Source organism: Amycolatopsis sp. NPDC104587 (genome assembly GCF_055583645.1).
On sequence record NZ_JBVJNO010000007.1, the window covers coordinates 320,894 to 346,823 of the forward strand.

The 25,930-nt window shown below is 72.8% G+C and carries 28 protein-coding genes and 1 pseudogene; 15 read left to right on the plus strand and 14 right to left on the minus strand.

Annotation, left to right across the window (positions count from 1 at the left end):
- Positions 1-61: 61 nt before the first annotated feature.
- Positions 62-724 (plus strand): annotated as a pseudogene (locus ACZ61C_RS23480) (helix-turn-helix domain-containing protein); the annotation flags it as partial.
- Between the two features lie 184 nt (positions 725-908).
- Positions 909-1,694, plus strand: a complete 786-nt coding sequence (locus ACZ61C_RS23485) for an SDR family NAD(P)-dependent oxidoreductase (protein WP_465309932.1) — start codon at positions 909-911, stop codon at positions 1,692-1,694.
- On the opposite strand, the gene ACZ61C_RS23490 is transcribed toward ACZ61C_RS23485, so the two are convergent.
- The 4 genes from ACZ61C_RS23490 to mgrA form a co-directional block, all read right to left on the minus strand.
- Positions 1,673-1,948 (minus strand): cyclic-phosphate processing receiver domain-containing protein, encoded by a 276-nt coding sequence (locus ACZ61C_RS23490; RefSeq protein ID WP_465309933.1) that lies wholly within the window; start codon positions 1,946-1,948, stop codon positions 1,673-1,675. The two genes, ACZ61C_RS23485 and ACZ61C_RS23490, sit on opposite strands and share 22 nt — an antisense overlap.
- Complete coding sequence (locus tag ACZ61C_RS23495; protein WP_465309934.1) at positions 1,945-2,814, minus strand: TIGR03564 family F420-dependent LLM class oxidoreductase; 870 nt, start codon at positions 2,812-2,814, stop codon at positions 1,945-1,947. The genes ACZ61C_RS23490 and ACZ61C_RS23495 overlap by 4 nt, the downstream gene beginning before the upstream one ends.
- Before the next feature lie 16 nt (positions 2,815-2,830).
- A complete protein-coding gene (locus tag ACZ61C_RS23500) occupies positions 2,831-3,496 on the minus strand; it encodes a TetR/AcrR family transcriptional regulator (RefSeq protein ID WP_465309935.1) in 666 nt (221 codons plus the stop codon).
- 91 nt (positions 3,497-3,587) lie between these two features.
- A complete protein-coding gene (mgrA, locus tag ACZ61C_RS23505) occupies positions 3,588-4,616 on the minus strand; it encodes an L-glyceraldehyde 3-phosphate reductase (protein ID WP_465309936.1) in 1,029 nt (342 codons plus the stop codon).
- Between the two features lie 77 nt (positions 4,617-4,693).
- On the opposite strand from mgrA, the gene ACZ61C_RS23510 reads away from it, so the two are divergent.
- Positions 4,694-5,575 (plus strand): AAA family ATPase, encoded by an 882-nt coding sequence (locus ACZ61C_RS23510; protein WP_465309937.1) that lies wholly within the window; start codon positions 4,694-4,696, stop codon positions 5,573-5,575.
- Positions 5,572-6,939, plus strand: a complete 1,368-nt coding sequence (locus ACZ61C_RS23515) for a vWA domain-containing protein (protein WP_465309938.1) — start codon at positions 5,572-5,574, stop codon at positions 6,937-6,939. The genes ACZ61C_RS23510 and ACZ61C_RS23515 overlap by 4 nt, the downstream gene beginning before the upstream one ends.
- Here ACZ61C_RS23515 and add read toward each other — a convergent pair.
- Positions 6,917-7,882: an adenosine deaminase gene (gene add / locus ACZ61C_RS23520; protein WP_465309939.1), complete on the minus strand. Its 966-nt coding sequence runs from the start codon at positions 7,880-7,882 to the stop codon at positions 6,917-6,919. The genes ACZ61C_RS23515 and add overlap by 23 nt on opposite strands.
- A gap of 152 nt (positions 7,883-8,034) precedes the next feature.
- Between add and ACZ61C_RS23525 the strand changes: the two genes are divergently transcribed.
- A complete protein-coding gene (locus ACZ61C_RS23525) occupies positions 8,035-8,274 on the plus strand; it encodes an antitoxin (RefSeq protein ID WP_465309940.1) in 240 nt (79 codons plus the stop codon).
- A gap of 1 nt (position 8,275) precedes the next feature.
- On the opposite strand, the gene recQ is transcribed toward ACZ61C_RS23525, so the two are convergent.
- Complete coding sequence (gene recQ / locus ACZ61C_RS23530) at positions 8,276-10,114, minus strand: DNA helicase RecQ (RefSeq protein WP_465309941.1); 1,839 nt, start codon at positions 10,112-10,114, stop codon at positions 8,276-8,278.
- Positions 10,115-10,199: 85 nt separating this feature from the next.
- On the opposite strand from recQ, the gene ACZ61C_RS23535 reads away from it, so the two are divergent.
- On the plus strand, positions 10,200-10,640 hold the full coding sequence (locus ACZ61C_RS23535; protein WP_465309942.1) for a DUF6314 family protein: 441 nt from the start codon (positions 10,200-10,202) through the stop codon (positions 10,638-10,640).
- On the opposite strand, the gene ACZ61C_RS23540 is transcribed toward ACZ61C_RS23535, so the two are convergent.
- A complete protein-coding gene (locus ACZ61C_RS23540; RefSeq protein WP_465309943.1) occupies positions 10,621-11,508 on the minus strand; it encodes an SDR family oxidoreductase in 888 nt (295 codons plus the stop codon). The two genes, ACZ61C_RS23535 and ACZ61C_RS23540, sit on opposite strands and share 20 nt — an antisense overlap.
- A gap of 31 nt (positions 11,509-11,539) precedes the next feature.
- Positions 11,540-12,280 (minus strand): SDR family oxidoreductase, encoded by a 741-nt coding sequence (locus tag ACZ61C_RS23545; protein WP_465309944.1) that lies wholly within the window; start codon positions 12,278-12,280, stop codon positions 11,540-11,542.
- Positions 12,281-12,527: 247 nt separating this feature from the next.
- Here ACZ61C_RS23545 and ACZ61C_RS23550 point away from each other — a divergent pair, with 247 nt between their 5' ends.
- The 3 genes from ACZ61C_RS23550 to ACZ61C_RS23560 all read left to right on the plus strand — a co-directional run bounded on the left by ACZ61C_RS23550 (position 12,528) and on the right by ACZ61C_RS23560 (position 14,399).
- Complete coding sequence (locus ACZ61C_RS23550; RefSeq protein WP_465309945.1) at positions 12,528-13,229, plus strand: hypothetical protein; 702 nt, start codon at positions 12,528-12,530, stop codon at positions 13,227-13,229.
- Positions 13,230-13,231: 2 nt separating this feature from the next.
- A complete protein-coding gene (locus ACZ61C_RS23555; protein WP_465309946.1) occupies positions 13,232-13,816 on the plus strand; it encodes a hypothetical protein in 585 nt (194 codons plus the stop codon).
- Between the two features lie 73 nt (positions 13,817-13,889).
- Positions 13,890-14,399 (plus strand): mycothiol transferase, encoded by a 510-nt coding sequence (locus tag ACZ61C_RS23560; RefSeq protein ID WP_465309947.1) that lies wholly within the window; start codon positions 13,890-13,892, stop codon positions 14,397-14,399.
- Here the strand turns inward: ACZ61C_RS23560 and soxR are convergent.
- Positions 14,396-14,875, minus strand: a complete 480-nt coding sequence (gene soxR, locus ACZ61C_RS23565; protein ID WP_465309948.1) for a redox-sensitive transcriptional activator SoxR — start codon at positions 14,873-14,875, stop codon at positions 14,396-14,398. The genes ACZ61C_RS23560 and soxR overlap by 4 nt on opposite strands.
- Positions 14,876-14,972: 97 nt before the next feature.
- On the opposite strand from soxR, the gene ACZ61C_RS23570 reads away from it, so the two are divergent.
- Positions 14,973-15,563: an NADPH-dependent FMN reductase gene (locus ACZ61C_RS23570; protein WP_465309949.1), complete on the plus strand. Its 591-nt coding sequence runs from the start codon at positions 14,973-14,975 to the stop codon at positions 15,561-15,563.
- 46 nt (positions 15,564-15,609) lie between these two features.
- On the plus strand, positions 15,610-16,362 hold the full coding sequence (locus tag ACZ61C_RS23575; protein WP_465309950.1) for a methyltransferase domain-containing protein: 753 nt from the start codon (positions 15,610-15,612) through the stop codon (positions 16,360-16,362).
- Here ACZ61C_RS23575 and ACZ61C_RS23580 read toward each other — a convergent pair.
- The 3 genes from ACZ61C_RS23580 to ACZ61C_RS23590 form a co-directional block, all read right to left on the minus strand.
- A complete protein-coding gene (locus ACZ61C_RS23580; RefSeq protein WP_465309951.1) occupies positions 16,350-16,835 on the minus strand; it encodes a hypothetical protein in 486 nt (161 codons plus the stop codon). The two genes, ACZ61C_RS23575 and ACZ61C_RS23580, sit on opposite strands and share 13 nt — an antisense overlap.
- Positions 16,832-18,169, minus strand: coding sequence for an ATP-binding protein (locus ACZ61C_RS23585; RefSeq protein WP_465310219.1), 1,338 nt, complete (start codon positions 18,167-18,169; stop codon positions 16,832-16,834). Before ACZ61C_RS23585 ends, ACZ61C_RS23580 begins: the two co-directional genes overlap by 4 nt.
- Before the next feature lie 62 nt (positions 18,170-18,231).
- The gene (locus ACZ61C_RS23590; RefSeq protein ID WP_465309952.1) at positions 18,232-18,921 is read right to left on the minus strand and encodes a response regulator; all 690 of its coding nucleotides are present in this window, start codon (positions 18,919-18,921) and stop codon (positions 18,232-18,234) included.
- Positions 18,922-19,031: 110 nt separating this feature from the next.
- Here ACZ61C_RS23590 and ACZ61C_RS23595 point away from each other — a divergent pair, with 110 nt between their 5' ends.
- Both ACZ61C_RS23595 and ACZ61C_RS23600 read left to right on the plus strand, forming a co-directional pair.
- A complete protein-coding gene (locus ACZ61C_RS23595) occupies positions 19,032-19,943 on the plus strand; it encodes a phosphatase PAP2 family protein (RefSeq protein ID WP_465309953.1) in 912 nt (303 codons plus the stop codon).
- Positions 19,944-20,303: 360 nt separating this feature from the next.
- Positions 20,304-21,689 (plus strand): pyridoxal phosphate-dependent decarboxylase family protein, encoded by a 1,386-nt coding sequence (locus ACZ61C_RS23600; protein ID WP_465309954.1) that lies wholly within the window; start codon positions 20,304-20,306, stop codon positions 21,687-21,689.
- On the opposite strand, the gene ACZ61C_RS23605 is transcribed toward ACZ61C_RS23600, so the two are convergent.
- On the minus strand, positions 21,686-23,317 hold the full coding sequence (locus ACZ61C_RS23605; RefSeq protein ID WP_465309955.1) for a thiamine pyrophosphate-dependent enzyme: 1,632 nt from the start codon (positions 23,315-23,317) through the stop codon (positions 21,686-21,688). The genes ACZ61C_RS23600 and ACZ61C_RS23605 overlap by 4 nt on opposite strands.
- A 41-nt stretch (positions 23,318-23,358) precedes the next feature.
- Here ACZ61C_RS23605 and ACZ61C_RS23610 point away from each other — a divergent pair, with 41 nt between their 5' ends.
- Both ACZ61C_RS23610 and ACZ61C_RS23615 read left to right on the plus strand, forming a co-directional pair.
- Positions 23,359-24,036: a GntR family transcriptional regulator gene (locus tag ACZ61C_RS23610; protein ID WP_465309956.1), complete on the plus strand. Its 678-nt coding sequence runs from the start codon at positions 23,359-23,361 to the stop codon at positions 24,034-24,036.
- Positions 24,037-24,086: 50 nt separating this feature from the next.
- Positions 24,087-24,932: an alpha/beta fold hydrolase gene (locus ACZ61C_RS23615; protein ID WP_465309957.1), complete on the plus strand. Its 846-nt coding sequence runs from the start codon at positions 24,087-24,089 to the stop codon at positions 24,930-24,932.
- Here the strand turns inward: ACZ61C_RS23615 and ACZ61C_RS23620 are convergent.
- Positions 24,906-25,916 (minus strand): pirin family protein, encoded by a 1,011-nt coding sequence (locus tag ACZ61C_RS23620; RefSeq protein ID WP_465309958.1) that lies wholly within the window; start codon positions 25,914-25,916, stop codon positions 24,906-24,908. The genes ACZ61C_RS23615 and ACZ61C_RS23620 overlap by 27 nt on opposite strands.
- Positions 25,917-25,930 lie beyond the last annotated feature (14 nt).

Genomic DNA, 25,930 nt, shown 5'->3' on the forward strand with positions numbered 1-25,930 from the left:
CCGGGGTTCCTGGGGGTGACAGGACCAGGCGCGGGCGGGCGGCGCTGATTACCGTGGAGCCGTGACCGGCGAACCGAACCTCCTGGGTGACCACCTCCGCGCCCGCCGCGAGCTGCTCACCCCCGAGCAGGCGGGCATCCCGGCCGCCGGCCTGCGGCGGGTGCCCGGCCTGCGCCGGGAAGAGGTCGCGATGCTGGCCGGGATCAGCGCCGACTACTACCTGCGCCTGGAGCAGGGGCGGGACCGCAACCCGTCGAGGCAGGTCCTCGAGTCCCTGGCCCGGGTGCTGCAGCTCGACGACGACACGACGGCGTACCTGATCGGCCTCGCCGAGGCCGGGCCGGCGCGCCGGAAACGCCGTCGACGCAAGGAAACCGTGCCGCCGGGCACGGTGAAGTTCGTGGCGGCGCTCCCGCTGCCGGCGTTCGTCGAGGGGCGTTACCTCGACGTGCTGGCGGCCAACCCGCTCGCCGCGGCGTTGTCCCCGCGGCTCGTCGTCGGCGCCAACCGGCTGCGCGACGTGTTCCTCGACCCGGCCGAGCGGGCGCTCTTCCCGGACTGGGACCGGGCCACGCAGGGACTCGTGGCCGGCTTCCGCCAGTCCGTCGGCACCGAGACCGACGACCCCCGGTTCATCGAGCTCGTCGGCGAGCTTTCGCTGGCGAGCCCGCGTTTCCGCGCGCTGTGGGCCCGCCACGACGTCGCGAACCGGCGCGGCGCGACCGTGCGGTTCGACCACCCGCAGGTCGGCGAGCTGGTGCTGAACCGGGAAAGCTCGTCGTCAGCGAGGCGCCGGGCCTCGTGCTCGCCGTCTACCACCCCGATCCCGGCACGGACGCCGCGGACAAGCTGGCCCTCCTCGGCTCCGCCGCCGCTCCGGCCCGATCCGACCAGAAGGAACCCCACGCATGAGCAAGCTCGCCCTCGTCACCGGCGCCACCTCCGGCATCGGCCGGGCGTTCGCCGAACGCCTCGCGGCCGACGGCCACGACCTGGTGCTCGTCGGCCGGCGGCAGGACCGCCTCGACGCGTTCGCCGCCGCCCACACCGAAGTCAAGGTCCGCACCGTGGCCGCGGACCTGTCCACCGACGAAGGAATCGACGCCGTCGCGGAGATCGCCGCCGCCGAGCCGCTCGACCTGCTGGTGAACAACGCCGGGGTCGCCCACTACAAACCGCTGGCCGACCTGCCCGCCGCCCAGGCGCGCGAGCTGGTCAAGGTGAAGGTGCTCGCGCCGACGTTGCTTTCGCGCGCCGCCGTCGGCGGCATGCAGGAGCGCGGCCGCGGCGCGATCGTCAACGTCGCGGGCATGATCGCCTTCAGCGGCCCGGCGCCGCATTCGCAGCTGCCGCGCCGCGCGGTTTACGCCGGCAGTCTCGCGCACCTGGTGGCGATGTCGCAGACGCTGAGCGCCGAGCTCGAAGGCACCGGCGTCCGGGTCCAGGTCGTGTGCCCGGGTGTGGTGGCCACGGAGTTCCACGAGGTCCAGGGCCTGGACCTGAGCGCGGTGCCCCGCATGAGCGCGGCGGACGTCGTGTCGGCGTCCCTGCGCGGCTTGGAGCTCGGCGAAGTCGTCTGCGCGCCCGGCGTCGAGGACACGAGCCTGCTCGACACCGTCTTCCGGGCCGATCTGGCGGCTTTCGGGGGCCAGAGCCCGGAACTCGCCTCCCGCTACCGGACGCCGGGACCGTAACGCCGGGCCATCCCGGTCAGCCACTCGCGGCCGACCGGGTTCGCGGTGTGCACCCGCACCTCCGGCGGCCAGCGGTCGTGCTCACACAGCCAGAGCACGACCGGCCGGGTCGTGTCGTCCCCGCCGAGGTCGTGGTCGAAGGAGATCACGGCGAAGTCGGTGTCCGCCAGGAGTTCGATCGCCTCCGCGCTCGTCGTGGCCCACGTCCAGCCGTCCGGCGCCGGGCGGAGGTCGTCGACCCAGAGGCGGCTCATGCGGCCAGCAGTTCGCGGGTGCGGGCCTGCTCGGCCGCCGAGCCGAACGGCATCACCAGCAGCTCGGTCGCGCCCGCGTTTTCGAGGGCTTTCACCTGGCGGCGCACGGTTTCCTCGTCGCCGACGATGACGCTGTCCGAGACTTTCGCGTAGCCGTCGCGGTCGAGCATCGCCCGGTACGCCGGGACGTTCGCCGCGGCGCCGTAGTTCTCCTCGACCCACGCGCGGCGTTCGTCCACATCGGACGTCACGCAGATCAGCTGCCCGGACACGACCCGCGACTCCCGGCCGAGCGCCGGCGCCACGAACTCGCCGGTCGCCCGCGGGCCGGCCCACGTGGTGATCACGCCGTCGGCCAGCTCGCCGGCCAGCCGGGTCGACTTCGGGCTCACCGAGCCGACCAGCACCGACGGTCGCTCGGCGCCCGGCGCGTCCACCCCGCCCGCCGCGGTGAGCGACTCGCCGTGGACGGCCGCCTTTTCCCCGCGCAGCAAGGGGTTCAGCGCTTCCAGGTACTCGCGCAGGTGGCGCAGCGGGCGATCGTAGGAGTACCCGAACTCGTGCTCGACGATGTGCCGGTGGCTCAGCCCGACCCCGAGGTGGACCGGCACGCCGGTCGCGGCCTGGACGGTCAGCGCCTGCGCGGCCATCGTGATCGGGTGCCGCGAGTAGGTCGGCACGACACACGTGCCGAGCTCGACGCCGGGTGCCGCGGCGCCGAGGGCGGGCAACGCCGTGAGCGCGTCCCAGCCGCCACGCTGAGCCAGCCAGAGCGTCCGGTAGCCGAGCTTCGCCGCTTCGCGCGCTTGTGCGGTCATGGCGTCGAAGCCGACGCCGAGTTCGTCGATCAGGATCCCCGTGCGCATGTGTTCTCCCCGGTGGTCAGTACGCGCGTTCGAGCTGTTTCCGGTCGAGCGCGACGGATTCGGTGAACAGCCCGACCACGCGGGGCGCGATCGCCCGCAGCCGGGTGGTCGAGACGGCGAGCGGCTCGAAGGCGTGCGCGACGGTGTCGGCCAGCAACGCCGGCTCCGGCGGGGAAGCGCCGACGAGGAAGCCGTGCAGCACCGCCTGGTAGGCGACGGCGAGTTCGCGGGCCGGCCGGTCCGCGCGCAGCAGGTCGTTGGCCGCCAGCAGTTCGAGGTACTCGACGAACGCCTCGTCGTGGCGCGGGTCGAGCTTGGTGTGCAGCTTCGGCAGCAGCTTGCCGAGCGTGTCGGTGTCGTCGGCGTACCCGGCGCGCAGCAGCGGCCGCGCGAGGACGTTCCGGTACTGGGCCTCGGTGAGCGTCGACAGCCGCGCGGCGAGCGGGTCCGCTTCGAGCGTCCGGACGAGGTCTTCGATGCTGCGCACGGACTCCCGCAGCAGGACGGCGAGGAAGAGCTCCTCACGGTTCTTCCAGTGCAGGTAGACGGTCCCTTTGCCGACGCCGGCGCGTTCGGCGACGTCCTCGATGGTCGTGCGTCGGTAGCCGGCGCGCAGCAGCAGCCCGGCGGCGGCGTCGAGGATCCGCTCGGCCCGCTCCACGCGGTCTTCGGCAGGAGGCATGCCACCATCGTATGACCAAATACGAAATCTGGTCAAACGTCAGCTCCGAAAGAGGGCGGGACGCGCCGGGCGTCCCGCCCTCCTGGGTGGCTCAGCCGTCCGAGGACCGCTTCCACAGGTTGATGCCCGCGTCGGTCGCGTGGCCGTCGATCTCGGTCAGCTCTTCCGAGCTGAAGTCGAGGTTCCCGAGCGCGCCGACGTTGTCCTCGAGCTGCTTGACGCTGCTCGCGCCGATCAGCACCGACGTCACGCGGTGGTCGCGCAACGCCCAGGCCAGCGCCAGCTGGGCCAGCGACTGCCCGCGGCGGCCGGCGATCTCGTTGAGCGCGCGGACCCGGCCCAGCCGGTCGTCGTCGAGGGTGTCCGGGTCGAGCGACTTGCCCTGCGCCGCCCGCGAATCCGCGGGGACACCGGTCAGGTACTTGTCCGTGAGCAGCCCCTGCGCCAGCGGCGAGAACGCGATGCAGCCCGCGCCCGCCTCGTCGAGGGTGTCGAGGAGCCCGTCCTCCTCGATCCAGCGGTTCAGCATCGAGTACGACGGCTGGTGGATCAGCAGCGGCGTCCCGAGCTCACGCAGCAGCCGCGCGGCTTCGGCGGTCCGCTCCGAGTTGTACGACGAGATCCCGACGTAAAGCGCTTTCCCGGCGCGGACGGCGGAGTCGAGCGCGCCGACGGTCTCCTCCAGCGGCGTCTCGGGGTCGAACCGGTGGGAGTAGAAGATGTCGACGTAGTCCAGGCCCAGCCGGCCGAGCGACTGGTCCAGTGAGGACAGCAGGTACTTGCGGGAGCCCCACTCGCCGTACGGGCCGGGCCACATGTCGTAGCCGGCCTTGCTGGAGATCACCAGCTCGTCGCGGTAGGGCTTGAAGTCGGTGGCCAGCAGCCGCCCGAAGTTCTCCTCGGCCGAGCCGTAGGGCGGGCCGTAGTTGTTGGCCAGGTCGAAGTGCGTGATGCCGAGGTCGAAGGCGCGGCGGGTGATGTCGCGCTGGGTCTGCAGGGGCTTGTCGTGGCCGAAGTTGTGCCACAGCCCGAGCGAGATCGCGGGCAGCTTGAGCCCGGACCGCCCGGTGCGCCGGTAGGGGATCGATTCGTATCGGCCGGAAGCCGCAACGTAGGTCACGCGGCGATGCTAGCTCGCTCGGCGGCACTCGGCGGTCCGGTACAGTCCGGGGTGAGCGACCGCTTAGGAGGCCACTGGTGGGCACCGGATTCTTCACCTCCGTCGACGACGTGTCGGCGAAACTGGCCGAGGCCGGCTACCTGGCGTCCACGGCCGTGGCGACCACGGTGTTCCTCGCCGACCGCCTCGGCAAGCCGCTGCTCGTCGAAGGCCCCGCCGGCGTCGGCAAGACCGAGCTCGCCAAGGCCGTCGCCCAGGTCAGCGGCTCGCGGCTGGTGCGCCTGCAGTGTTACGAGGGCATCGACGAGGCCCGCGCGCTGTACGAGTGGAATCACGCGAAGCAGCTGCTGCGGATCACCGCCGGCCGCGACGAGACGTGGGAGCAGGCCCGCACCGACATCTTCGGCGAGGAGTTCCTGCTGCGCCGCCCGCTGCTCACCGCGATCTCCTCGGACGAGCCGACCGTGCTGCTCATCGACGAGACCGACAAGGCCGACATGGAGGTCGAGGGCCTGCTGCTGGAGGTGCTCGGCGACTTCCAGGTGACCGTGCCGGAGCTGGGCACCATCACCGCGACCCGCGCGCCGTTCGCCGTGCTGACCTCCAACGCGACGCGCGAGCTGTCCGAGGCGCTGCGCCGCCGGTGCCTGTTCCTGCACATCGACTTCCCGGACGAGGAGCTCGAACGCGACATCGTCCGGCTCAAGGTCCCGGGCATCAACGACGCGCTCGCGGATTCAGTCGTCCGGGTGATCTCCGCCCTGCGCGCGATGGACCTGCGGAAGCTGCCGTCGGTTGCCGAGACCATCGACTGGGCGCGCACGCTGCTCGCGCTCGGCGCGACCACCCTGGACGACCAGGTCGTGCGGGAAAGCCTCGGCGTCGTGCTCAAGCACCAGGACGACATCACCAAGGCCGGCGCCGGACTGAAGCTCGAACAGGTCCTGGACGCGTCGTGACCGGCGGTGTGCCGGAGCGGCTCGCGTCGTTCGTCAAGGCACTGCGGGCCCAGGGCATCCCGGCCGGGCCCGCCGAGACGGTCGACGCCGCGGCCGCGCTGGAGGTCCTCGGCTTCGACGACCGGGCGCTGGTCCGCGAGGGCCTGGCCGCCGCCCTGGTCCGCCGGGGCGGGCAGCGCGCGGTGTTCGACGCCGCGTTCGACCTGTACTTCCCCGCGGGGATCGGCGCGCCGGAACGCGCCCGCGAAGACCCGCCGGCCACGCTCGAAGAGCTGCGTGAAGAGCTCGCCGCCGCCCTCACCGACGGTGACCAGCAGGCGCTGGACCAGCTGGCCGGGCTCGCCGTCGAGATGCTCGGACAGTACGGCTCGGCCTCCGGCCCGGGCGGCGGCTTCTCGGCCCACCAGACCCTGGAGCGGCTCCAGCCGCAGACGCTCATCGCCCGCGTGCTGGCCGCGGTCCGCGGCGGCGGCGCGCGCGGCGAGTTCACCGACCGGCTCGACCGCGACGAGATCCGCCGCCGGGTCGAAGGCTTCCGCGGCCGCGTCCGCACCGAAGCGCGCCGGCGGGCCGCCGAGGTCCGCGGCCGCGAGCGCGTCGCCAAGCACGCCATCGCGCCCGCGCCGGACCGCGTCGACTTCCTCATCGCCAGCCGCGCCCAGCTCGCCGAGCTGCGGCGGACGATCCAGCCGCTGTCCCGCAAGCTCGCGACGCGCCTCGCCGCCCGCCGCAAGCGCACCACCCGCGGCCAGATCGACCTGCGCCGCACCCTGCGGCGGTCGCTGTCGACGGGCGGGGTGCCGCTGCGCCCGGCCTACCGCCACCGGCGGCCCGGCCGGCCGGAAATCGTGCTGCTGTGCGATCTTTCCGGGTCGGTGGCCGGGTTCGCGAACTTCACCATGCTGCTCGTTCAGGCGCTGCGCGACCAGTTCAGCAAGATCCGCGTGTTCGCCTTCGTCGACAGCGCCGACGAGGTCACCCACCTGGTCACCACCGGTGTCGCGGACCCCGAACACCTCGGCGCGCGCATGCTGTCCGAAGCCGCGCTGGTGCGGTGGGACGGCCACAGCGACTACGGCGGTTCACTCCGTCAGTTCACGGCGAACTGGCTCGACGCGGTCGGGCCGCGCACGTCGGTGCTGATCCTCGGCGACGCCCGCACCAACGGCGGTGACCCCAACCTGGACGCGGTCCGCGAGATCAAGGCCCGCGCCCGGCACGTCTACTGGCTCAACCCGGAACGGCGCTCGTTGTGGTCCACCGGCGACTCGGCGGCCCTGGAGTACGCCGACGTCGTGGAGATGCACGAGTGCCGCACGGTGCAGCAGCTGTCCACCCTGGTCACCCGGCTGCTGCCGGTGTGAGCCACACGTCGATGTCCCGCAGCATCGCCTTCTTGGTCGCTTCGGGAGCGAAGGACGCCCTGACGCTCGCCCGCGCGAAGTCCGCCATCACGGTGTCGTCGTAGCCGAAGGCGTCCCGGACGCGGGCGTACTCGGCGGCCAGCTGCGCACCGGTGACCGACGGGACGTCGGTGTTGAGCGTGACCGCCAGCCCGGCGTCGAGCAGGCGGGGGAGCGGGTGCCCGGGCAGGGACGGCACCAGCCCCAGCGTCACGTTCGAGGAGGGGCAGACCTCCAGCGCCAGGCCGCGCTCGCGGACCTCGGCGACCAGCGCGGGGTCTTCGAGTACTCGGATGCCGTGGCCGAGGCGTTCGGTGCGGCCGACGTCGAGAGCCTCGCGGATGCTGTCCGGGCCCGCGTCTTCGCCGGTGTGGTGCAGGAGGTGGAGCCCGGCGGCGTGGGCCTTCTCGAAGATCGTGGCGAACGGCCGCAGCGAGTGGTTTTCTTCACCGGCCATGCCGATCGCGAAGACTTCGTCGTACTTCAGGGCGAGTTCGAGGGTGCGCTCGGCTCGCTCGACCGAACGGCGTCGCGAGTGGTCGAGCACGAGCCGGGTTTCGAGCCCGGACAGTCCTTTGAGGACGGATGCCAGCGGCATTTCCGGGTCACCGAGCCGTTCCCCGTGCGACGCCGCGGTGAAGGTGACTTCGGCGTAGCGCGTGCCCTGGCCGGCTTCGTCTTCGCAGTACTCGCGGGCGATGCGCTCGAAGTCCTCGGGCTGCTGGAGACAGGCCCGGACGAGTGTGTTGTAGTCGGCGAAGGCGCGGAAGCCGTCGAACACCGGCGGCTCGTCCGGGACGTCGACGCCGTTCGCCGCGCCGAGCTCACGGAGCGTGCCCGGCCGGATCGTGCTCTCCAGGTGGACGTGCAGGTGGGCCTTCGGCAGGGTGGCCAGGTCGCGCATGATCACGAGCCTAGGGGCCTCCGGTGGGGATCCGCGCGCGATTTTCCGCCTCCGCCGCCACCTCGGCCGGGTTTGGGCTGGGTCACACGGGGAACCTCTGGGGGGTTCGTCCGCGTTGTCAGGATGACCGTAACCGAAGAGGGAGGACCACCGTGGCTTTCTTGCGCAAGCTCACCGTGCTGGCCGGAGCCGCCGGCGCCGCCCGCGCCTACGCCAAGAAGAACCCCGAAAAGGTGAACCAGTACGTCGGCAAGGCGGCCAAGTTCGTCGACGACAAGACCAAGGGCAAGTACCACGAGCACATCGCGGGCGCGGTCCGCAAGGTCAACTCCGTGACCGGCCCGGACGGGCAGCCGGGGCCGGCCGGGCGGCCGGGACCGGCCACCCCGTAGGTCACTCGGCTGACAGGGCTTCGAGGACACCCTCGCCGTACTTGGCGAGCTTGTTCTCGCCGACCCCGCTGACCGTGCCCAGCTCAGCCAGGGAAGCCGGCCGCTGGGTCGCGATCTGACGCAGGGTCGCGTCGTGGAAGACGACGTACGCGGGCACGCCCTGCTCCTTCGCGACCCCGGCCCGCCAGGCACGCAGGCGTTCGAACAGCGGGGCCGCCTCCGCGGGCATGTCCACTGCCGCGGCGGCGGCCCGCTTCGTGCCGCGCGCCTTCGCGGCGGCCGCGCGCTCCGGCTCGCGCCGCAGCATCACCTGGCGCTCGCCGCCCAGCACCTCGGCGCTCGCCTCGGTGAGCACCAGCGAGCCGTAGTCGCCCTCGACCGCGAGCCAGCCCTGGGCGAGCAGCTGCCGCACCACCGCGCGCCACTCCGGCTCGCGCAGCTCGGTGCCGATGCCGAACGTCTTGAGCGTGTCGTGCTGGAACTGCGTGACCTTCGGGGTCGACTTGCCGAGCAGGATGTCGATCACCTGACCGGCGCCGAACTTCTGCCGCCGCTCGTTGCGCAGCCGCACGATCGTGGAGAGCAGCTTCTGCGCCGGGATCGTGCCGTCCCACTTCTCCGGCGGGTTCAGGCACGTGTCGCAGTTGCCGCACGGCTCGGCCGCCTGCCCGAAGTAGTTGAGGATCTGCACCCGGCGGCATTCCACCGTCTCGCACAGCGCGAGCATCGCGTTCAGGTGCGCGCCCAGCCGGCGCCGGTGCGCGTCGTCCCCTTCGGACGTGTCGATCATCTTCCGCTGTTGCACGACGTCCTGCAGGCCGTACGCGAGCCACGCCGTCGACGGCAGCCCGTCACGCCCCGCCCGGCCGGTCTCCTGGTAATACCCCTCGACCGACTTCGGCAGGTCGAGGTGCGCCACAAACCGGACGTCCGGTTTGTCGATGCCCATGCCGAACGCGATCGTCGCGACCACGATCAGGCCGTCCTCGCGCAGGAACCGCGACTGGTGCTTCGCGCGGGTGCGCGCGTCCAGCCCCGCGTGGTACGGCACAGCCGGGATCCCGTTCTGCACCAGGAACTCCGCGGTCTTCTCGACCGAGTTCCGGGACAGGCAGTAGACGATCCCCGCGTCCCCCTTGTGCTCGGTCTGCAGCAGCTCCAGCAGCTGCCGCTGCGGGGAGTTCTTGCCGACGATCCGGTACTGGATGTTCGGCCGGTCGAAGCTCGCGACGAAGTGGCGCGCCTCGTCCAGGTTCAGCCGGGCCGAGATCTCCTTGTGCGTGGCCTCGGTGGCCGTCGCCGTCAGCGCGATCCGCGGCACGTCCGGCCAGCGCTCGTGCAGTGCGGAGAGCTGGAGGTAGTCGGGCCGGAAGTCGTGGCCCCACTGGGCGACGCAGTGCGCCTCGTCGATCGCGAACAGCGAAATCTTGCCGCGGTCGAGCAGCCGCACGGTGGATTCGACCGAAAGCCGTTCCGGCGCCAGGTAGAGCAGGTCGAGCTCGCCGGAGAGGAACGCCGTTTCTACCTCCTGGCGGGCCGCGTAGTCCTGCGTGGAGTTCAGGAAACCGGCGCGGACCCCGGCGTTGCGCAGGGCGTCGACCTGGTCCTGCATCAACGCGATCAGCGGGGACACCACCACCCCGACACCCGGCCGCACCAGCGCGGGAATCTGGTAGCACAACGACTTCCCGCCGCCGGTGGGCATCAGCACGAGCGCGTCACCGCCGCCGATCACGTGCTCGACGATCGCCGCCTGGTCGCCGCGGAAGGCGTCGTAGCCGAACACGCGCCGGAGGGTCTCCAGCGCGTCGGACACGGTCGCGAACTCGGTCTCTGCCACGCGGCCGAGTCTAGAGCGGGGGTCCGACAACTTCCGGCCGCCCTCTCCGGCGCGCCGCCCGTCCGCCGGTGCCACACTGGTCGTGATGGACGAGTACTTCCCGGTTCCCGACCTGGCCGCGCATTTCACCGGCGAGTGGCGGCTCGACCGCGAAATCCTCACCGCCGCGGGGGATCCGGCGGGCGAGGTGAGCGGCACCGCCACCTTCTCGGAGGAGGAGGGCGTCCTCGTCTACCGCGAAGCCGGCGAGATGCGCCTCGGCACGTATCGCGGGCCGGTGACGCGCACGCTGCACTACCGGCCCACCGCGGCCGGCCGGGCCGACGTGCACTTCGACCACGGCGGCTTCTTCCACGCGCTCGACCTGCGCACCGGGCACTGGCGGACCGACCACCCCTGCCGCGACGACCTCTACCGCGGCAGCTACCGCGTGCTCGACGCGCGCCGCTGGCAGCAGGAGTGGGCGGTCCGCGGCCCGGCCAAGGACCACGTGATCGTCACCCGGTTCAGCCGGCCGACGGGCTGAGCAGGTCGGCCAGGTCGATCCGGCGCAGGAACTCGCTGCGGATCCGGTCGCCGACCTCCGAGACCAGCCGGCCGCCGTCGTCGGACGGGTCGATGTGCGTCCGGAACGGCCGCTTGCCCTTGGGCAGGTCCACGACCCGCGCCAGCTCCTCGGCGACCACCGCGACGTCGGCGTCGGCGGGGGTGATCTCGGCCAGCTTCCCGGCGACATGGTCGGTCAGGCCCGCGTAGCGCTCTTCGTAGGCGGCCGCGACGTCCGTGTCGGCCGGGTGCCCGGAGTTCGGGAAGTGGTTGGTGCCCGAGGTGAACGCGCCCGGCACGATGATCGCGGTGTCGATGCCGAAGCGGGCCACCTCGGCGGCGTAGGAGACAGCGAGGCTGTCCATCGCCGCCTTCGCCGCGAAGTACGGCGCGAGGTACGGCGGGGTGCCGCCGCGGACACTGCTGCTCGACACCCACACCAGCAGCCCGTCACGCCGGTCCCGCAGGTGGGGGAGGGCGGCGCGGTTGACGCGCTGGGTGCCGATCACGTTCGTGTCGTACAGCTGCGCGTACTGCTCCGGGGTGAACGCCTCGGCCGGGCCGAGCACCATGTGCCCGGCGTTGTGCACCACGACGTCGAGCCGGCCGTGCTCGGCGACGATCGACGCGATCGCGGCGTCGGCCGATTCCTGGCTGGAGACGTCCAGCTCGACCGAGCGCAGGTCCACGCCGTGCTCACGGGCGTACGCGGCGGCGGCCTCGACCTGCGGGGCGTTGCGGCCGGTGGTGGCACGCATCCCGGCGTAGACGGTGTGGCCGTTCCGGGCCAGCGCCCGGGCGGAGAGGGCGCCGATCCCGCTGGAGGCGCCGGTGACGACGATGATCATGACTCTGTCCTTTGCGGTAGGTGGGGGGTGCTCAGACGATTCCGCCGTTGGCGCGCAGCACCTGGCCGTTGACCCAGCGCGCGGGCCCGGCGAGGAACGCGACGACCTCGGCGATGTCCTCGGGCCGGCCGAGCCGCTCGAGCGGCGGCTGCTTGGCCATCCGGTCGACGGTTTCCTGGTCCTTGCCGTCGAGGAACAGCGCGGTCGCGGTCGGCCCGGGGGCGACGGTGTTCACGGTGATGTCGCGGCCGCGCAGCTCGCGCGCCAGGATCATGGTGATCGCCTCGACCGCGCCCTTGGTGGCGTTGTAGATGCCGTAACCGGGCAGGTTCAGGCCCAGCACCGACGTCGAGGTGGTGATCACCGCGCCGCCGTCGCGCACCCGCTTCGCGGCCTGCTGGGCCACGGCGAACGTGCCGCGGATGTTGGTGCGGTGCACCCGGTCGAGGACGTCGAAGTCGGTGTCCGCGATGGGGGTCGGCGCGGTCATGACGCCGGCCAGGTGGGCTACGACGTCGACGCCGCCATAGGTGCGCTCCGCGGTGTCGAACAGCTCCGCGACCGCGGCCGGGTCGGCCACGTCGGCGCGGACGGCGATCGCCTGCCCGCCCCGCTCGGTGATGGCGTCGACGGCGGCCTGGGCCTCTTTCTCGTTGCCGGCGTAGTTGACGACGACCGCCATGCCGTCGGCGGCCAGGCGCTCGGCGACCTGGCGGCCGATGCCGCGGGAGCCGCCGGTGACGATCGCGACGCGGGTCTCGGTGGTGCTCATCGGGTCCTCATCTTCTCCTCGGGCGGCGCTGGTAGCACCGCTTCCGTCGTTCTGTTATCGACGATAGCACTCGGGCGTTAACGACGCTAGTCCTCGATTGTTACCGTCGTTACACCCGCTGGACGGCAGGGCATCCGGCCGTATCCGCGCCGCCGGTCGGCCGAATCGCGGGCAAAAAGCGTTTCGGGCCCCGGGTTCCGGGCACACCGAACCCATCGGGGGCGAGATCCGTGAAGGAGTTTGCGTAATGCCCACATGGCTGATCGTCGTGATCGTCGTTGTGGCCGTCGCGGTGCTCGGCGCCGTGATTTGGCTTGTGACACAGGAGATGCAGCGAAAACGGCTGCAGCAGCGGTTCGGCCCGGAGTACGACCGGGCGGTCAAGGAGAGCGACAACCCGCGTGCGGCGCAACGGGAACTCGCCGAGCGCGAACGCCGGCACAAGGAGCTCGACATCCGGCCGCTCTCGGCGTCGGCGCGCGAGCGCTACACCCAGAAGTGGGCCCTGGTGCAGGAAAAGTTCGTCGACCAGCCGGCCATGGCGGTTGCGGAGGCCGACCAGGTCCTCGTCGCGCTGATGGCCGAACGCGGTTACCCGACCGAGGGGTACGAGCAGCAGGTGCAGGACCTTTCGGTGCGCCACGCCAAGACCCTGGAGGACTACCGCGCCGCGCACAGCACGCAGCAGAAGCGCGACGGAGCGTCCACTGAGGACCTCCGCGACGCGATGGTCCGCTACCGCACGGTCTTCGAGGACCTGCTGACCGACGGCGACGACGAGCACCACGACGACCGGCACGACCACGGGCACGACCACCACGGGCGCCGGAACGGGCACGACCACAGCGCTCGCGACCGTGCCGACCGCCGCGACACCGACACCGACACCGACCAGCCCGAGCGACAGGCGTCCGCACAGCCGCGGACCGAGTGGAACGGAGGACGCTGACCATGACCGACCGCCTCACCAGGCACAGCGCCGAACACGACGACGACCTCACCGGCCGCGACGACGTCCGTGAGCCGGCCGACCTCCGCGACGACGGCGCCGACGTCCCCGGCCAGGAGCAGGACGGCTTCCACGACTCGGGGGCCGACTCCGCCCGCGGCGCCGAGCAGAACCTGAGCACCGCCGACCTGGCGTCGGCGTCGGCCCAGCCGGAAGCCCCGGCGGACACGGCTTCGGACACCACCACCGGCACCACCACGGACACGGCCGCCGACGCGCGGCCGGGCGCCGGCCGCCACGGATCGGACGCCGGCGACGAAGCACCGCCGTTGATCGACTCGGAGAAGGTCACCGGTTTCCGCGACCGCTGGCAGAACGTCCAGACCGGGTTCGTCGACGACCCGCAGCAGGCCGTCCGCGAGGCCGACGAGCTGGTCGCGGCCGTGATCAGCGCGCTGGCCACCACGTTCGCCGAGCACAAGAGCGAGCTGGAAGGCCAGTGGCGGCACGGCGAGCCGGCCACCGAGGACCTGCGTGTCGCGCTGCGGCGCTACCGCTCGTTCTTCGACCAGCTGCTGCCGCGCTAGCGGGAACCGTTTGCCGGCGGGCATGATCGGGTAGCACGCCGGTGAACGGGACCAGCAACGGGAGGCAAGCGGGATGAACGTGGCCGAACTGCTCGTCGACGGCTTCGGCCGGGTCCGGGAGAACGTGCACGCGGCGGTGGAAGGACTCACCGCCGAGCAGCTCCGGACCCGGCTGGACGACGAGGCCAACTCGATCGCCTGGCTGGTGTGGCACCTGACCCGGGTCCAGGACGACCACGTCGCCGACGTGGCCGGGACCGAGCAGGTGTGGACCGGCCGGGACTGGCTTTCGCGGTTCGGCCTGCCGTTCCCGGCCGGCGACACCGGCTACGGCCACCGCCCGGCGGACGTCGAGGCAGTGCGGGTGAGCGACCCCGGCCTGCTCACCGGCTACTACGACGACGTCCACGACCAGACCGTGAAGTTCCTCGAAGGGCTCGACGGCGCGAAGCTCGACCGGGTCGTCGACGAGGCCTGGGACCCGCCGGTCACCTTGGGCGTGCGGCTGGTCAGCGTCCTCGACGACGACATCCAGCACGCCGGGCAGGCGATGTTCATCCGAGGCCTGCTCGAACGCCGCTAGTCTTCGTAGCCGTCACCGCGGTGGTCGGCGAGCCGCTGCGGACCCGGGCCGTCGGCCCCGAGCCGGTCGCCCGGGTTGGCGAGCCGGCACTTCGCCAGTGACATGCAGCCGCAGCCGATGCAGTCGCCCAGCTGGTCACGCAGCTGTTCCATCTGCCGGATCCGCGCGTTGAGGTCGTCCTGCCAGCACCGCGAGATCCGCGCCCAGTCGGCGCGCGTCGGCGTGCGGTCGTCCGGCAGCAGGGCGAGCACCTCCCGGATCGCCGAGAGCGGCATCCCGACCCGCTGGGACATCCGGATGAAGGTCACCCGCCGCAGCGCGTCGCGGCAGTAGCGGCGCTGGTTCCCGGCGGTGCGGCGGCTGCGGATGAGCCCCTCGTCTTCGTAGAACCGCAGGGCCGACGCGGGCACCCCGCTGCGGCGGGAGAGCTCGCCGACCGTCAAGTCCGGCAGGGTCCGGGTTGTGGCGTTCACCATGGTCCCAGCCAACCACAGCTGCGTGCTTGACTTCAAGCGAGCTTGAGGTCTCATCCTGGCGCGGACGGCAATAATGCCGCTGTGTCAAGGAGGAAGTGTGTCCGAAGCTCCCGTACGGGTCGCGGTGATCGTGGGAAGTGTCCGGGAAGGACGGTTCGGCCCGGTGGTGGCGGACTGGCTGGCCGGGGTCGCGGGCGAGCACGGCGGGTTCGAGGTCGACGTCGTCGACCTCATCGAGCCCGACCTGCCGCTGGTGATGCCGGCGTTCGGCGCCACGCCGCCGGCCGCGGTCGTCGCCGAGGTCGCGAAGGTGACCCCGCGGCTCGAGGCCGCGGACGCGTTCGTCGTCGTCACCCCGGAGTACAACCACAGCTACCCGGCCTCGCTGAAGAACGCCATCGACTGGCACCGCGCCGAATGGACGACCAAGCCCGTCGCGTTCGTCTGCTACGGCGGGATCTCCGGCGGCCTGCGCGCCGTCGAACACCTGCGGGCGGTGTTCGCCGAGCTCCACGCGGTCACGATCCGCGAGACGGTGAGCTTCCACGGCGCCCACGCGCGGTTCGGGTCCGACGGCGTGCCGAAGGACGACGGCGCGGCCGTCGCGGCGAAGGCACTGCTCGACCAGCTCGGCTGGTGGGCCCGGGCGCTGGCCGAAGCCCGGCTGGTCCGCCCGTACCCGGGCTGAGGTTTTCCTTGACCTCAAGCCACCGTGAGGTCCGACGATAGGGGGCATGGCCCCCGAACACCCGCTGCCGGCCCGGCTCGACCGGGCCGACGCACAGCCCGGCGCGACCGAGGTGCGCGAGGTGACGTACGAGCTGCTGCGCTGCCGGCCGAGTGACCGGGTGCTCGACGTCGGCTGCGGCGGAGGCCGGGCCGTCGCCGAGCTGCGTGCCCGCGGGATCCAGGCGGTCGGCGCCGACCGGGACCCGCGGATGCCGGCGGCGGCCCGCACCCGCGGCTTCGCGTTCGTCGAAGCCGACGTGCTCCGGCTCCCGTTCGCCGACGGCGGGTTCCGCGGCTACCGCGCCGACAAGATGCTGCACGAGCTCACCGACCCGGCGGCGGCGGTCGCGGAGGCCCGGCGGGTGCTCGAGCCGGGCGGCCGGGTGGTGCTCTGCGGCCAGGACTGGGACACGCTGGTCCTCGACTCGGACCGCCCGGCGCTGACCCGGGCGATCGTCCACGCCCGCGCGGACACGGTCGCGGGTCCCCGCGCGGCACGCCAGTACCAGGCCCTGCTCGTCGACGCCGGGTTCGGGGAGATCGCGGTCGAGGTCAGGACGATGGTCGACACCGAAGGCACCCTGCTGCCCCTGCTCGACGGACTCGCCGCCGCGGCCCGCCCGGCCGGTGTCGCGACGGAAACCCAGGTCGAGACGTGGCGGGCGGAGCAGGCCGCGCGGGTGGCGGCGGGCCGGTTCTTCCTCGCGATCCCGCTGTTCGTCGCCTCGGCCACGGTGCCGGCGGCTCAGAACGCCTGACAGGTCAGACCAGGCTCCCCGCCGTCCGAACCGTCGAGGGTGATCGTGCCGTCGACCGAGTACCGGTTTTCGGCGGCCAGCGCCGCGAACGCCGTGCAGACCAGCTGGTTGGTCCCGACCGACGTGAGCTGCTTCAGCGGGAAGTCCACGGTGATCACCGCGGGCGGCCCGGGGTTCAGGGTGATCGGGCCGGTCCACTGCGGCAGCATCGTGGCGTACCCGCTGGCCTGCTCCTCGTAGGTCGGCCCGCCCAGCAGCATCGAGAGCGCCGTGGGGACACCGACCGGGCCGCCGGTCCGGCGCGTCACCGGGGTGACCCGCCCGTCGATGACGAAGTAGAGGGTCACGTCCGTGCCACCGCCGCCTGGGTTCCGCAGCGTCGGCGCCGGCCCGGCCGGGACGGCCCCGGTCGGCTTGACCCCGCACGCGCCGGCCAGCAGCAGCACCGTGACCAGGACGAAGAGCCGCTTCACGACGAGTCCCGCGGCAGGCGCAGCTCGAACCGGGCGCCGGAGCCGGTGTTGGCCGCGACGATGTCCCCGCCGTGCAGCCGCGCGTTTTCCCGGGCGATCGACAGGCCCAGCCCGCTGCCCTCGGACCGCGCCCGCGCCGTGTCGGCCTTGGCGAAGCGGTCGAACACCCGCGGCAGCACCGCCTCCGGGATGCCCGGGCCGTGGTCGCTGACGGTGAGCACCACGTCCCAGCGCTCCTGCCGCAGCACCACCTCGACCGGCGGCGCCCCGTGGCGCACCGCGTTGCCGACCAGGTTCGCCACGACGATGTCCAGCCGCCGCCGGTCCAGCCGCGCCGCGATCCCGGACGGCAGGTCCGCGACCAGGTCCGCGCCCGGTTCCCAGCCGCGGGCGGCGAGGCTGTCGGTGACCGCCGCGGCGACGTCCAGCTCCTCCCGGCGCAGCTCGGCGCGTCCGGCGTCGAACCGGGAGATCTCGATCAGGTCCTGCACCAGCCGGGTCAGCCGCCGCGTCTCCGCCGACACGAGCCGCGCGGCGACCGCGGTGTCCGGCGGCAGCTGCTCGGCGTCCTCGTCGAGGACGTCGGTGACCGCGTTCATCGCCGCCAGCGGCGTCCGCAGCTCGTGCGAGACGTCGGCGACGAACCGCCGCGCGTCGGCCTCCATCGCGCGCAGCGTGCCGACCGTGCGCTCGAGCTCCGCCGCCGTGTTGTTGAACGTCGTGACGAGCTCCGCCAGCTCGTCCGCGCCCGTGACGCGCAACCGCACGTCGAGCCGGCCCCGGCCGAGCTGGTTCGCCGCGGTGTTCAGCGCCCGCACCGGCCGCAGCACCTGCCGCGCCGCCAGCAGCGCCACCGCGACCGCGACCGGCAGGGCGAGCGCGGAGTACACCCACGCCTGGCGGGCCAGCTCGTCGACCGCGGCCGCCTGCTGGGTCAGCGGCACCCCCGCGTAGACCTCGAGCCCGGTCGACGTGCCGCTCGTCGACTGGACCGGGATCCCGACGAAGAACATCGGGAACCCCTGGGCGTCGACTCGCTGGAACTGGATGTTCGTGCTCCTCGCCACGGCCCGGCGCAGCTCGACGGGCACGATCTCCGGCGGGATGCCCGACGTCGAGTGCAGGTCGCGGTAGACGACGAGCGCGTCACTGGACTTGAGCGCCGTCGCGAACGCGTCGAGCGTGGCCTGCGACGGCGGCAGCGACACGGTCGGCAGGTACGCGACGATCTGGTCGCGCAGCTTCAGCATCGTCTGGTCCTGGATGCCCTCCAGGATGGCGGTGCGCGCGGTGACGTAGCTCGCGCCGGCCGCGGTGGTGGCGCCGAGGATCATGATCACCGCGAAGGCGGCGACCAGTCGGGGTCTCAGCCCCGCGAGCCACGAGCGGAGCCGCTTCACGACCGGCCGAACCGGTAGCCGAACCCCCGGACGGTCTGCACGTGCTCCGGCTTCGCCGGCACGTCCTCGATCTTCGCCCGCAGCCGCTGCACACACGCGTCGACGAGCCGCGAGTCGCCGAGGTAGTCGTGGTCCCAGACGGCGGAGAGGATCTGCTGGCGGCTGTACACCTGGCCGGGCGTGCGCGAGAGCTCCAGCAGCAGCTTCAGCTCGGTCGGGGTCAGCGACACCGGCGCGCCGCGCTTGGTCACCTCGAGCCCGGCCCGGTCGATCACCAGGTCGCCGTGCCGTTCCGCGGCCGGCGGCGGCCCGGCCGGCGCCTCGCTGACCGCCCGGCGCAGCACGGCCCGGATCCGCGCGTCCAGCACCCGCGGTTCGACGGGCTTGGCCACGTAGTCGTCGGCGCCCGCTTCGAGCCCGGCCACGACGTCGAAATCGTCACTGCGCGCGGTCAGCATGATGATCGGGACCGGCCCGGACGCCCGCATCCGGCGGCAGGTCTCGAAGCCGTCCATGCCGGGCAGCATCAGGTCGAGCACGACGATGTCGGGCCGGTGGTGCACCAGCACCTCGATGCCGAGCTCACCGGATTCCGCGGTGTGCACCACGTGTCCCTGCCGCCGCAGGGCCAGCTGCAGTCCTTCCCGCACCGCCGCGTCGTCTTCTACCACCAGTACCTCGGCCACGGCGCCATTATTCGGAAAAGCGCACGTCGTGGCGACCCGGGCCGATCTTGTAGCAAAACCATGACATCGTGCTGACGGGATCTCGAAATGCCGTCTCCAGACTCGGGGACATGGCAGTGATCTTCTTCGAGGCGGCACCCGTCGCCCCTTCGACCGGCACCGGCCGCCACGCGCTCGTGACCCGGGCCGTGTCCCGCACGGCGGTGCTCGCCGCGAGCGCGGCCGGGTTCACGCTCGCCTTCGTCGCGGCCTACCTGCTCTTCGTGCGCACGGAAGCCGGCCGCGGCGTCGAGAACGGCGTCGTCCGCAGTGCTCAGTCCGCCGGCCACACGGTGAACTGGGCGACACCCCTGGCGGAGCTGGACCTGGTGGTCGTGCTCGGCGGCGTCGCGGTCCTGCTCGTCGTGATCTCCCTGCTGCGCCGCCGGTTCGCGCTCGGCGTGACGGCCCTGCTCCTGCTCGCCGCGCCCCTGGTGGTGGCCCAGCTGCTCAAGCTGTACGTGCTGGACCGGCCGAGCACCGGAGAGCGGCTCGGCGTCGCGAGCCACAACAGCTTCCCGAGCGGGCACGTCAGCGCGGCGATGGCTGTGCTGGTGGCGCTCGCGATCGTGGTGCCCCGCCGCTTCCGCCTGCCGACGCTGGTCGCGGGCGGAGTCGTCGTCGCCTGGGTCTCGGCCGCGGCCGTGGCCCTGGGCTGGCACCGGTTGAGCGACACCGTCGGCGGCTGCCTCCTGGTCGCCGCGGTCACCTGCGCCGGGGCGGCGGTGGTGTCCGCCCGCCGCCCCGACGGTGACCGGGTCCCGCCCATCCCGGTGCTGTGCGGCGTGCTCGCCCCACCGGCGGTGGTGCTGTTCGGTTTCGCGGTCCTCGGCACGGCGACGTCCGGCGCCGCCCAGTTCGTCGCCGCGATGGTGCTGGCCGCGTTGTCGGCGTTGTCGGTCGTGTTGTTGCTGACCGGGCCGCTGCGCCGGGTCACGTTCGACCCGGCCGAGGGGCGGGTCCGGCGGCTCCGGCGTCGTTGAGCGGTACTTCGGGTGGGGCCGATCCCGCGGGCTTCGCGTGTCCGCGGGATCGGTGCGCGCGCCGGGGGACGGGCGGTTCGTGTGCCTCGCGTGCCGGGAGCGGTCGGTTCGCGTGCCTCGCGAGTCGGACCGCGGGCCGGGAGGGGTCGGTTCGCGTTCTTGGACCGCCGATTCGCGTGACTGCGCGGGCATCTCGCGTGATTGAGGGGGCATCTCGCGTGATTGAAGGGGCATCACGTGTGCCTGGAGGGACGACACGCGTGATTGGGGGGTCGACACGGTGGGGCGGGACTGGTGAGGGGGCCAGTTTTGGGGGATTGGCCCGCGACAGCGGGTGGTGCCCGGCCTAGCGTCGGGGAGATGGACCCGAGGCTCGCCGAAGACCTGAACTCCCTGCCCGATCTCCTCGACGCCACAAGGAAACTCGCCGGCGAGGCGCTCGCCGGGCTGCCGGACCGGGCGGCCGCCGTCTCACCGGCCGCGATCGCGCGGGCGGCCCTGCCGCTCCACGGTGTCGGCGGTCGCGGGGCGCTGGAGGAGTTCTCGCGGCGTTGGGAGCCCGGCTTCGCGGGCAGCGCGGGTCCCCGCTACCTCGGGTTCGTGACCGGCGGCGCGACCCCGGCGTCCCTGGCCGGCGACTGGCTCACCGCGGCCTACGACCAGAACCCCGCCAGCGGCCTGGACTCCTCGGCCCAGGACCTCGAACGCGAGACCGTCGGCTGGCTGGCCGAGCTGTTCGGGCTGGGCCCGGAGTTCTCCGGCGCGTTCGTCACCGGCGCCACGATGTCCACGGTGACAGGCCTCGCCATCGCGCGGGAATGGCTCGGTGAGCGGAACGGCATCTCGGTCTCCGAAGACGGCGCTGCCGCGCTCGGCCCCGTCACCGCCCTGTCCGGCTCACCGCATTCGAGCATCCTGAAGGCGTTGTCGTTCCTCGGAATGGGCAGGTCCGCGCTGCGGAGGATTCCCGTGCTGCCGGACCGCGAAGCCATCGACGTCGCGAAGCTCGCCGAAGTCCTCGAGACGCTCGACGGGCCGGCCATCGTCGTCGCGAACGCGGGCACGGTGAACACCGTCGACTTCGACGACCTGAGCGCTATCGCGGAACTCAAGCAGCACCACGACTTCTGGCTGCACGTCGACGCCGCTTTCGGCGCGTTCGCCGCACTGGCCCCGGAGCACGCGGCGCTGGTCGCGGGCCTGGCGGCGGCCGACTCGGTGGTCGTCGACCTGCACAAGTGGCTCAACGTGCCCTATGACTCGGCCGTCCAGTTCACCCGGCGCCGCGACCTGCAGCTGCGGATGTTCAGCAACAACGCCGCCTACCTCGGCGAAATCGGCGAGACCCCGGACTTCCTGCACCTCACCCCGGAGAACTCCCGGCGGCTGCGCGCCCTCCCGGCCTGGTTCTCGCTCGTGGCCTACGGCCGGAACGGGCACCGCGAGATCGTCGAGCGCTGCATCACGCTCGCCCGTGACCTCGGCAGCCGGATCGACGCTTCCCCGCACTGGCGGCTCCTCGCGCCGGTGCGGCTCAACGTCGTCTGCTTCGGCCCCACCGCCGACGTCACCCAGGACGGGATCGACGCCCTGGTCCGCGCCATCACCGAAGACGGGACGACGTTCCTGACCCCGACCGTGTACGCCGGCCGCCCCGCGTTGCGCGCGGCCTTCAGCAACTGGCGGACGACCCCGGCCGACGTCGAGCGGGTGTTCGCCGCGCTGGCGCGCGTGGCCGCCGGTTAGCTGCGGTCCGACTTCGGCATCAGGTACTTCCACGGCGACGCGCCGACACCCAGTTCGCACGGCACGTGCACCAACGCCGGCCGGCCCGCGGCGAACGCCTTCTCCAGCGCGCCGCGCAGGTCGTCCGGGGTGCGCGCGGTCAGGCCGAGCGCGCCGAACGTCTCGGCCAGCCGGGCGAAGTCCGGGTTCCGCAGCCGCCCGCCCAGCGCCCGGCCCTCGAACAGCCGCTCCTGGTCGAGGTGGACGTTGCCGTAGTAGCCGTTGTCGAACACGACCGCCACCACGTTCAGTCCGTATTGGACGGCCGTCGCGAGCTCCTGCGCGGCGAACATGAAGCCGCCGTCGCCGGCCACCGAAACCACTGGCCGGCCGGGGTGGGCCGCCTGCACGCCGAGCGCGGTCGGGTAGCCGAAGCCGAGGGTGCCCTGGTGGCCGCAGGTGACGAACGTGCGCGGCGAGTAGACCTCGAAGCCGAAGTAGGAAGCGAAGCCGACCTGGCAGATCTCCTCGACGAAGAAACCGTCGCGGGGCAGCACGTCCCGGATCGCCCGCAGGTACTCCAGTTCCGGCCCGACGTCGGTGAAACGCTCGGCAACGGCGGCCTTCAGCGCGGTGAACTCCGCGGTCCGATCCGTCCTTTGCGGACCTACGGCTTCGGTCAGCGCGGCCGTCGAGTCGGCGGCGTCGGCGACGATCGTGACGTCCGCCTCGAGCCGGGTCGCCTGCCGCGGGTCGATGTCGAGCAGGATCGTCTTCAGGCCCGCGGGCTTGTCCGGCCACCGGAACCAGGACAGCTCCAGCCGCGACCCGATCCCGACGACGACGTCGGTCTCGGCCCACCGCTCGAACCCGGAGGCGCAGGTGAAGCCGAGCGGGTGGTCGTCACCCACGATGCCGCGCCCGCCGCGGAACGGCACGACCGGCGCCTGCAGCCGCTCGGCGAGCGCCCGCACCTCGGCGGCCGCGTGCCGGGCGCCGCCGCCGACCATGATCATCGGGTGCTTCGCGCGGTCCAGGAGCTCCGCCGCCTCGGCCACGGCGACCGGGTCGACGGCCGGGCGGGGGAGCGGCAGCGGGCCGGCCACCTCGGCGGGCGCACGCAGCCCCAGCACGTCCCACGGCACGGCCAGCGAGACCGGCCGTGGCCGCCCGCCCGCCGCCTCCCGGAACGCGGTCGCCAGCGCGTCCGGGACCTCGGCCGGGTGCTCGACCAGCGCCGACCACTTGGTCATCGTCCGCAGGGTGGCCAGCTGGTCGGGCATCTCGTGCAGGTGCCCGAGCCCGCGGCCGAGGTAGGCGCGCGGGATCTCGCTCGTCAGGCACAGGACGGGCGCGCTCGCCCCGTGCGCCGAGAGGAGCGCGGCCGAGGCGTTGAGGACCCCGGGGCCCGGCACCACGCTGTAGACGCCGGTGCGCCCGGTCGCCTGGGCGTACCCGAAGGCCATGTACGCCACGGTCTGCTCGTGCCGGGCGCCGATCACCCGGATCCCGCCCTCGGTGCGGGCGAGGCTGTCGAACAGCTCGTAGGTCTGCACGCCCGGCAGACCGAAGACGGTGTCCACACCGTGGGCCCGCAGCCCGTCGACGATCAGGTCGGCCGCGGTGGGAGCGGGCTGGGACATCGGCATCGGCACGGCCTCCTGGGCGTCGTCCGTCGGCGAGACAATATATGGTTTCCTACATGATCAGCGCCTCCGCCGGAAGGCCGGCCGTGACCAAGTCCCAGCTGGCCTACGACACGATCAAGGCCCGGATCCTCGACGGCCGCTACTGCCCGGGGTACCGGCTGGTGCTCGACCAGATCGGCCGCGAGCTCGACGTCAGCGCCGTCCCGGTCCGCGAGGCGCTGCGCCGGCTCGAGGCCGAAGAGCTGATCCAGTTCGAGCGGAACGTCGGCGCCCGGGTCGTCGCCATCGACCCCACCGCCTACCGGCACGCGATGCAGACGGTCGCGATCGTCGAAGGCGCCGCGACCGGGCTGGCCGCGCCGCTGCTCACCCCGGACGCGCTGGCGCGGGCCCGCTCGTTGAACGAGCGGATGCGCCGCAGCCTCGCCGAGTTCGACCCGCTCGCGTTCACCGCGCTGAACGCCGAGTTCCACGAGGTGCTGTTCAGCGCCTGCCCGAACCCGAACCTGGTCGACCTGGTGCAGCGGTGCTGGACCCGCCTGGCCGCCGTCCGCGACAGCACGTTCTCGTCAGTGCCGGGCCGCGCGCCGAAATCGGTCGAGGAGCACGAGCGGCTGCTCGAGCTGATCGAAGGCGGGAGCGAGCCGGCGGAGGTCGAGCAGTTCGCCCGCGGACACCGGCTCGCGACGCTGGAGGCGTACCTCGCGCGGGAGCAGTGACGCCGCTGTCCGAGGGTTGCCCGGCGCCGCGGGGAGTGTCAGGGTCGGGAATGCCGATCTTCTCCGCGCCGGACGGGACCGGGCTGGCCGTCCACCTCGCCGGGTCCGGCGCCGAACCGCCGGTCGTGTGCCTGCCTGGCGGGCCGATGCGGGCCGGGACGTACCTCGGTGACCTCGGCGGGCTGGGTGCTCGCCGTCGTCTTGCCGTGCTGGACCTGCGGGGCACCGGGGACTCCGAGGAGCCCGCCGACCCGGCGACCTACCGGTGCGACCGCCAGATCGAGGACGTCGAGGCACTGCGCAAGCACCTCGGCCTCGAGCGGTTCGACCTGCTGGGGCACTCGGCCGGGGCGAGCCTGGCCGTCCGCTACGCGGCCCGGTACCCCGGCCGCCTGCGCCGGCTCGCGCTGATCGCCCCGAGCCCGCGGACCGTCGGGTTCGAGCTGCCGGTCGCCGAACGGCGGCGGATCATGGCGCGGCGCGCCGGCGCGCCCTGGTTCGACGACGCGGCCGCGGCGTACGAGGCGATCGCCGCCCGGACCGCGACCAGCGCCGACTGGGCCGCCGTGGCGCCGATGTACTACGGCCGCTGGGACGCCGCCGCCCGACGGCACCAGGCCACCGAACCCGGCCAGCGCAACGGCGTCGCCGCGCGGACCTACAACTCCGCCGGCGCCTTCGAACCCGAGGTCACCCGGGCCGCGCTCGGGGCCGTCACCGCGCCTGTGCTGGTGCTGTCCGGCGAACTGGACTTCATCGTCAGCCCGGCCGTGGCCGCCGACTTCGCCGCGCTGTTCCCGGACGGCCGGGCCGTCGTCCTGCCCGGGGTCGCGCACTACCCGTGGCTTGACGACGCGGCCGCGTTCGGCTCAGCCGTGGCCGGGTTCCTGGCCTGAACCCGGGTTGCGGCGCGGCTTGATGCGGACCGCGGGCAACGCGGGCGCCGGCAGCCGTTGCGGGGTGCCCGCATAGCCGGTGACGCTGCCGAACTGGTCGGACTCCGCCTGCCAGGCCTCGCGGAAGGCCGCGATCTCCTCGTGGGTCCGGCCGACGAAGTTCCACCACATCAGGATCTCTTCGTCGAACGGTGTGCCGCCGAGCAGCAGGAACCGGGCCGGCGTCGAACCGCGGTTGCTCAGGGTCAGCGAACGCAGGCCGGTGCCGAGGTAACCCAGCTCCGCGGCCCGGACCCGGGTGCCGGCGACGTCGACGTCACCGGTGTCGACGAGGACGCCGTGCTCGAACCGGGGGTCGACGCCGAGGGACATGTGGGCGTCCAGCGCCAGCACGAGCTCCGCGCCCAGCAGCGGGGTGAACGCCGGGATCGGCGACGTCCGCCCGGCCAGCGACCCGAGGAAGACCCGGATCTCGGCGCCCTCGATGCGGTTCACCGACGGGACGTAGTGGTCGAAGGCGCGGGCCGCGTGCCGGTGCCGTTCCGGCAGCGCCACCCAGAGCTGGACGCCGTGGAGGGTCTTCGTGGCCGCGGTCGAGACCTCCGAGTGGCAGATGCCGTGGCCGCCGGTCATCAGGTTCAGTTCGCCGGGCCGGACCATCGCGTGGGTGCCGAGGCTGTCGCGGTGCTCGATCTCGCCGGCGAAGAGCCAGCTCACGGTCTGCAGACCGGTGTGCGGGTGCGGGGCGACGTCCATCGCGCCCGGCTCGGTGACCTCGTCCGGGCCGTAGTGGTCGGCGAAGCACCAGGCGCCGATCAGCGAGCGGGCCCGCTGGGGGAGGGTCCGGCGGACCCGCATGGCCCGCGGGCCGCCGAGGGGGACGTCGCGCGGGGTGAGGATCTGGACGTCCGGGCGGTCGGGGTCGGCGGCCGCGGGCCGGTCGGCACAGGCGAGCGCGGCGGGGTCGGCCTCGGTGTTGCTCATGTGCGCCACGGTAG

Coding starts and splice junctions, on each gene's coding strand:
- ACZ61C_RS23485 (WP_465309932.1), top strand. CDS start 909: ATGAGCAAGCTCGCCCTCGTCACCGGCGCCACCTCCGGCATCGGCCGG.
- ACZ61C_RS23490 (WP_465309933.1), bottom strand. CDS start 1,948: ATGAGCCGCCTCTGGGTCGACGACCTCCGCCCGGCGCCGGACGGCTGG.
- ACZ61C_RS23495 (WP_465309934.1), bottom strand. CDS start 2,814: ATGCGCACGGGGATCCTGATCGACGAACTCGGCGTCGGCTTCGACGCC.
- ACZ61C_RS23500 (WP_465309935.1), bottom strand. CDS start 3,496: ATGCCTCCTGCCGAAGACCGCGTGGAGCGGGCCGAGCGGATCCTCGAC.
- add (WP_465309939.1), bottom strand. CDS start 7,882: ATGCGCGACCTGGCCACCCTGCCGAAGGCCCACCTGCACGTCCACCTG.
- ACZ61C_RS23535 (WP_465309942.1), top strand. CDS start 10,200: ATGGACGAGTACTTCCCGGTTCCCGACCTGGCCGCGCATTTCACCGGC.
- ACZ61C_RS23540 (WP_465309943.1), bottom strand. CDS start 11,508: ATGATCATCGTCGTCACCGGCGCCTCCAGCGGGATCGGCGCCCTCTCC.
- ACZ61C_RS23545 (WP_465309944.1), bottom strand. CDS start 12,280: ATGAGCACCACCGAGACCCGCGTCGCGATCGTCACCGGCGGCTCCCGC.
- ACZ61C_RS23550 (WP_465309945.1), top strand. CDS start 12,528: ATGCCCACATGGCTGATCGTCGTGATCGTCGTTGTGGCCGTCGCGGTG.
- ACZ61C_RS23555 (WP_465309946.1), top strand. CDS start 13,232: ATGACCGACCGCCTCACCAGGCACAGCGCCGAACACGACGACGACCTC.
- ACZ61C_RS23560 (WP_465309947.1), top strand. CDS start 13,890: ATGAACGTGGCCGAACTGCTCGTCGACGGCTTCGGCCGGGTCCGGGAG.
- soxR (WP_465309948.1), bottom strand. CDS start 14,875: ATGGTGAACGCCACAACCCGGACCCTGCCGGACTTGACGGTCGGCGAG.
- ACZ61C_RS23575 (WP_465309950.1), top strand. CDS start 15,610: ATGGCCCCCGAACACCCGCTGCCGGCCCGGCTCGACCGGGCCGACGCA.
- ACZ61C_RS23585 (WP_465310219.1), bottom strand. CDS start 18,169: ATGATCCTCGGCGCCACCACCGCGGCCGGCGCGAGCTACGTCACCGCG.
- ACZ61C_RS23595 (WP_465309953.1), top strand. CDS start 19,032: ATGGCAGTGATCTTCTTCGAGGCGGCACCCGTCGCCCCTTCGACCGGC.
- ACZ61C_RS23600 (WP_465309954.1), top strand. CDS start 20,304: ATGGACCCGAGGCTCGCCGAAGACCTGAACTCCCTGCCCGATCTCCTC.
- ACZ61C_RS23605 (WP_465309955.1), bottom strand. CDS start 23,317: ATGCCGATGTCCCAGCCCGCTCCCACCGCGGCCGACCTGATCGTCGAC.
- ACZ61C_RS23610 (WP_465309956.1), top strand. CDS start 23,359: ATGGTTTCCTACATGATCAGCGCCTCCGCCGGAAGGCCGGCCGTGACC.
- ACZ61C_RS23615 (WP_465309957.1), top strand. CDS start 24,087: ATGCCGATCTTCTCCGCGCCGGACGGGACCGGGCTGGCCGTCCACCTC.
- ACZ61C_RS23620 (WP_465309958.1), bottom strand. CDS start 25,916: ATGAGCAACACCGAGGCCGACCCCGCCGCGCTCGCCTGTGCCGACCGG.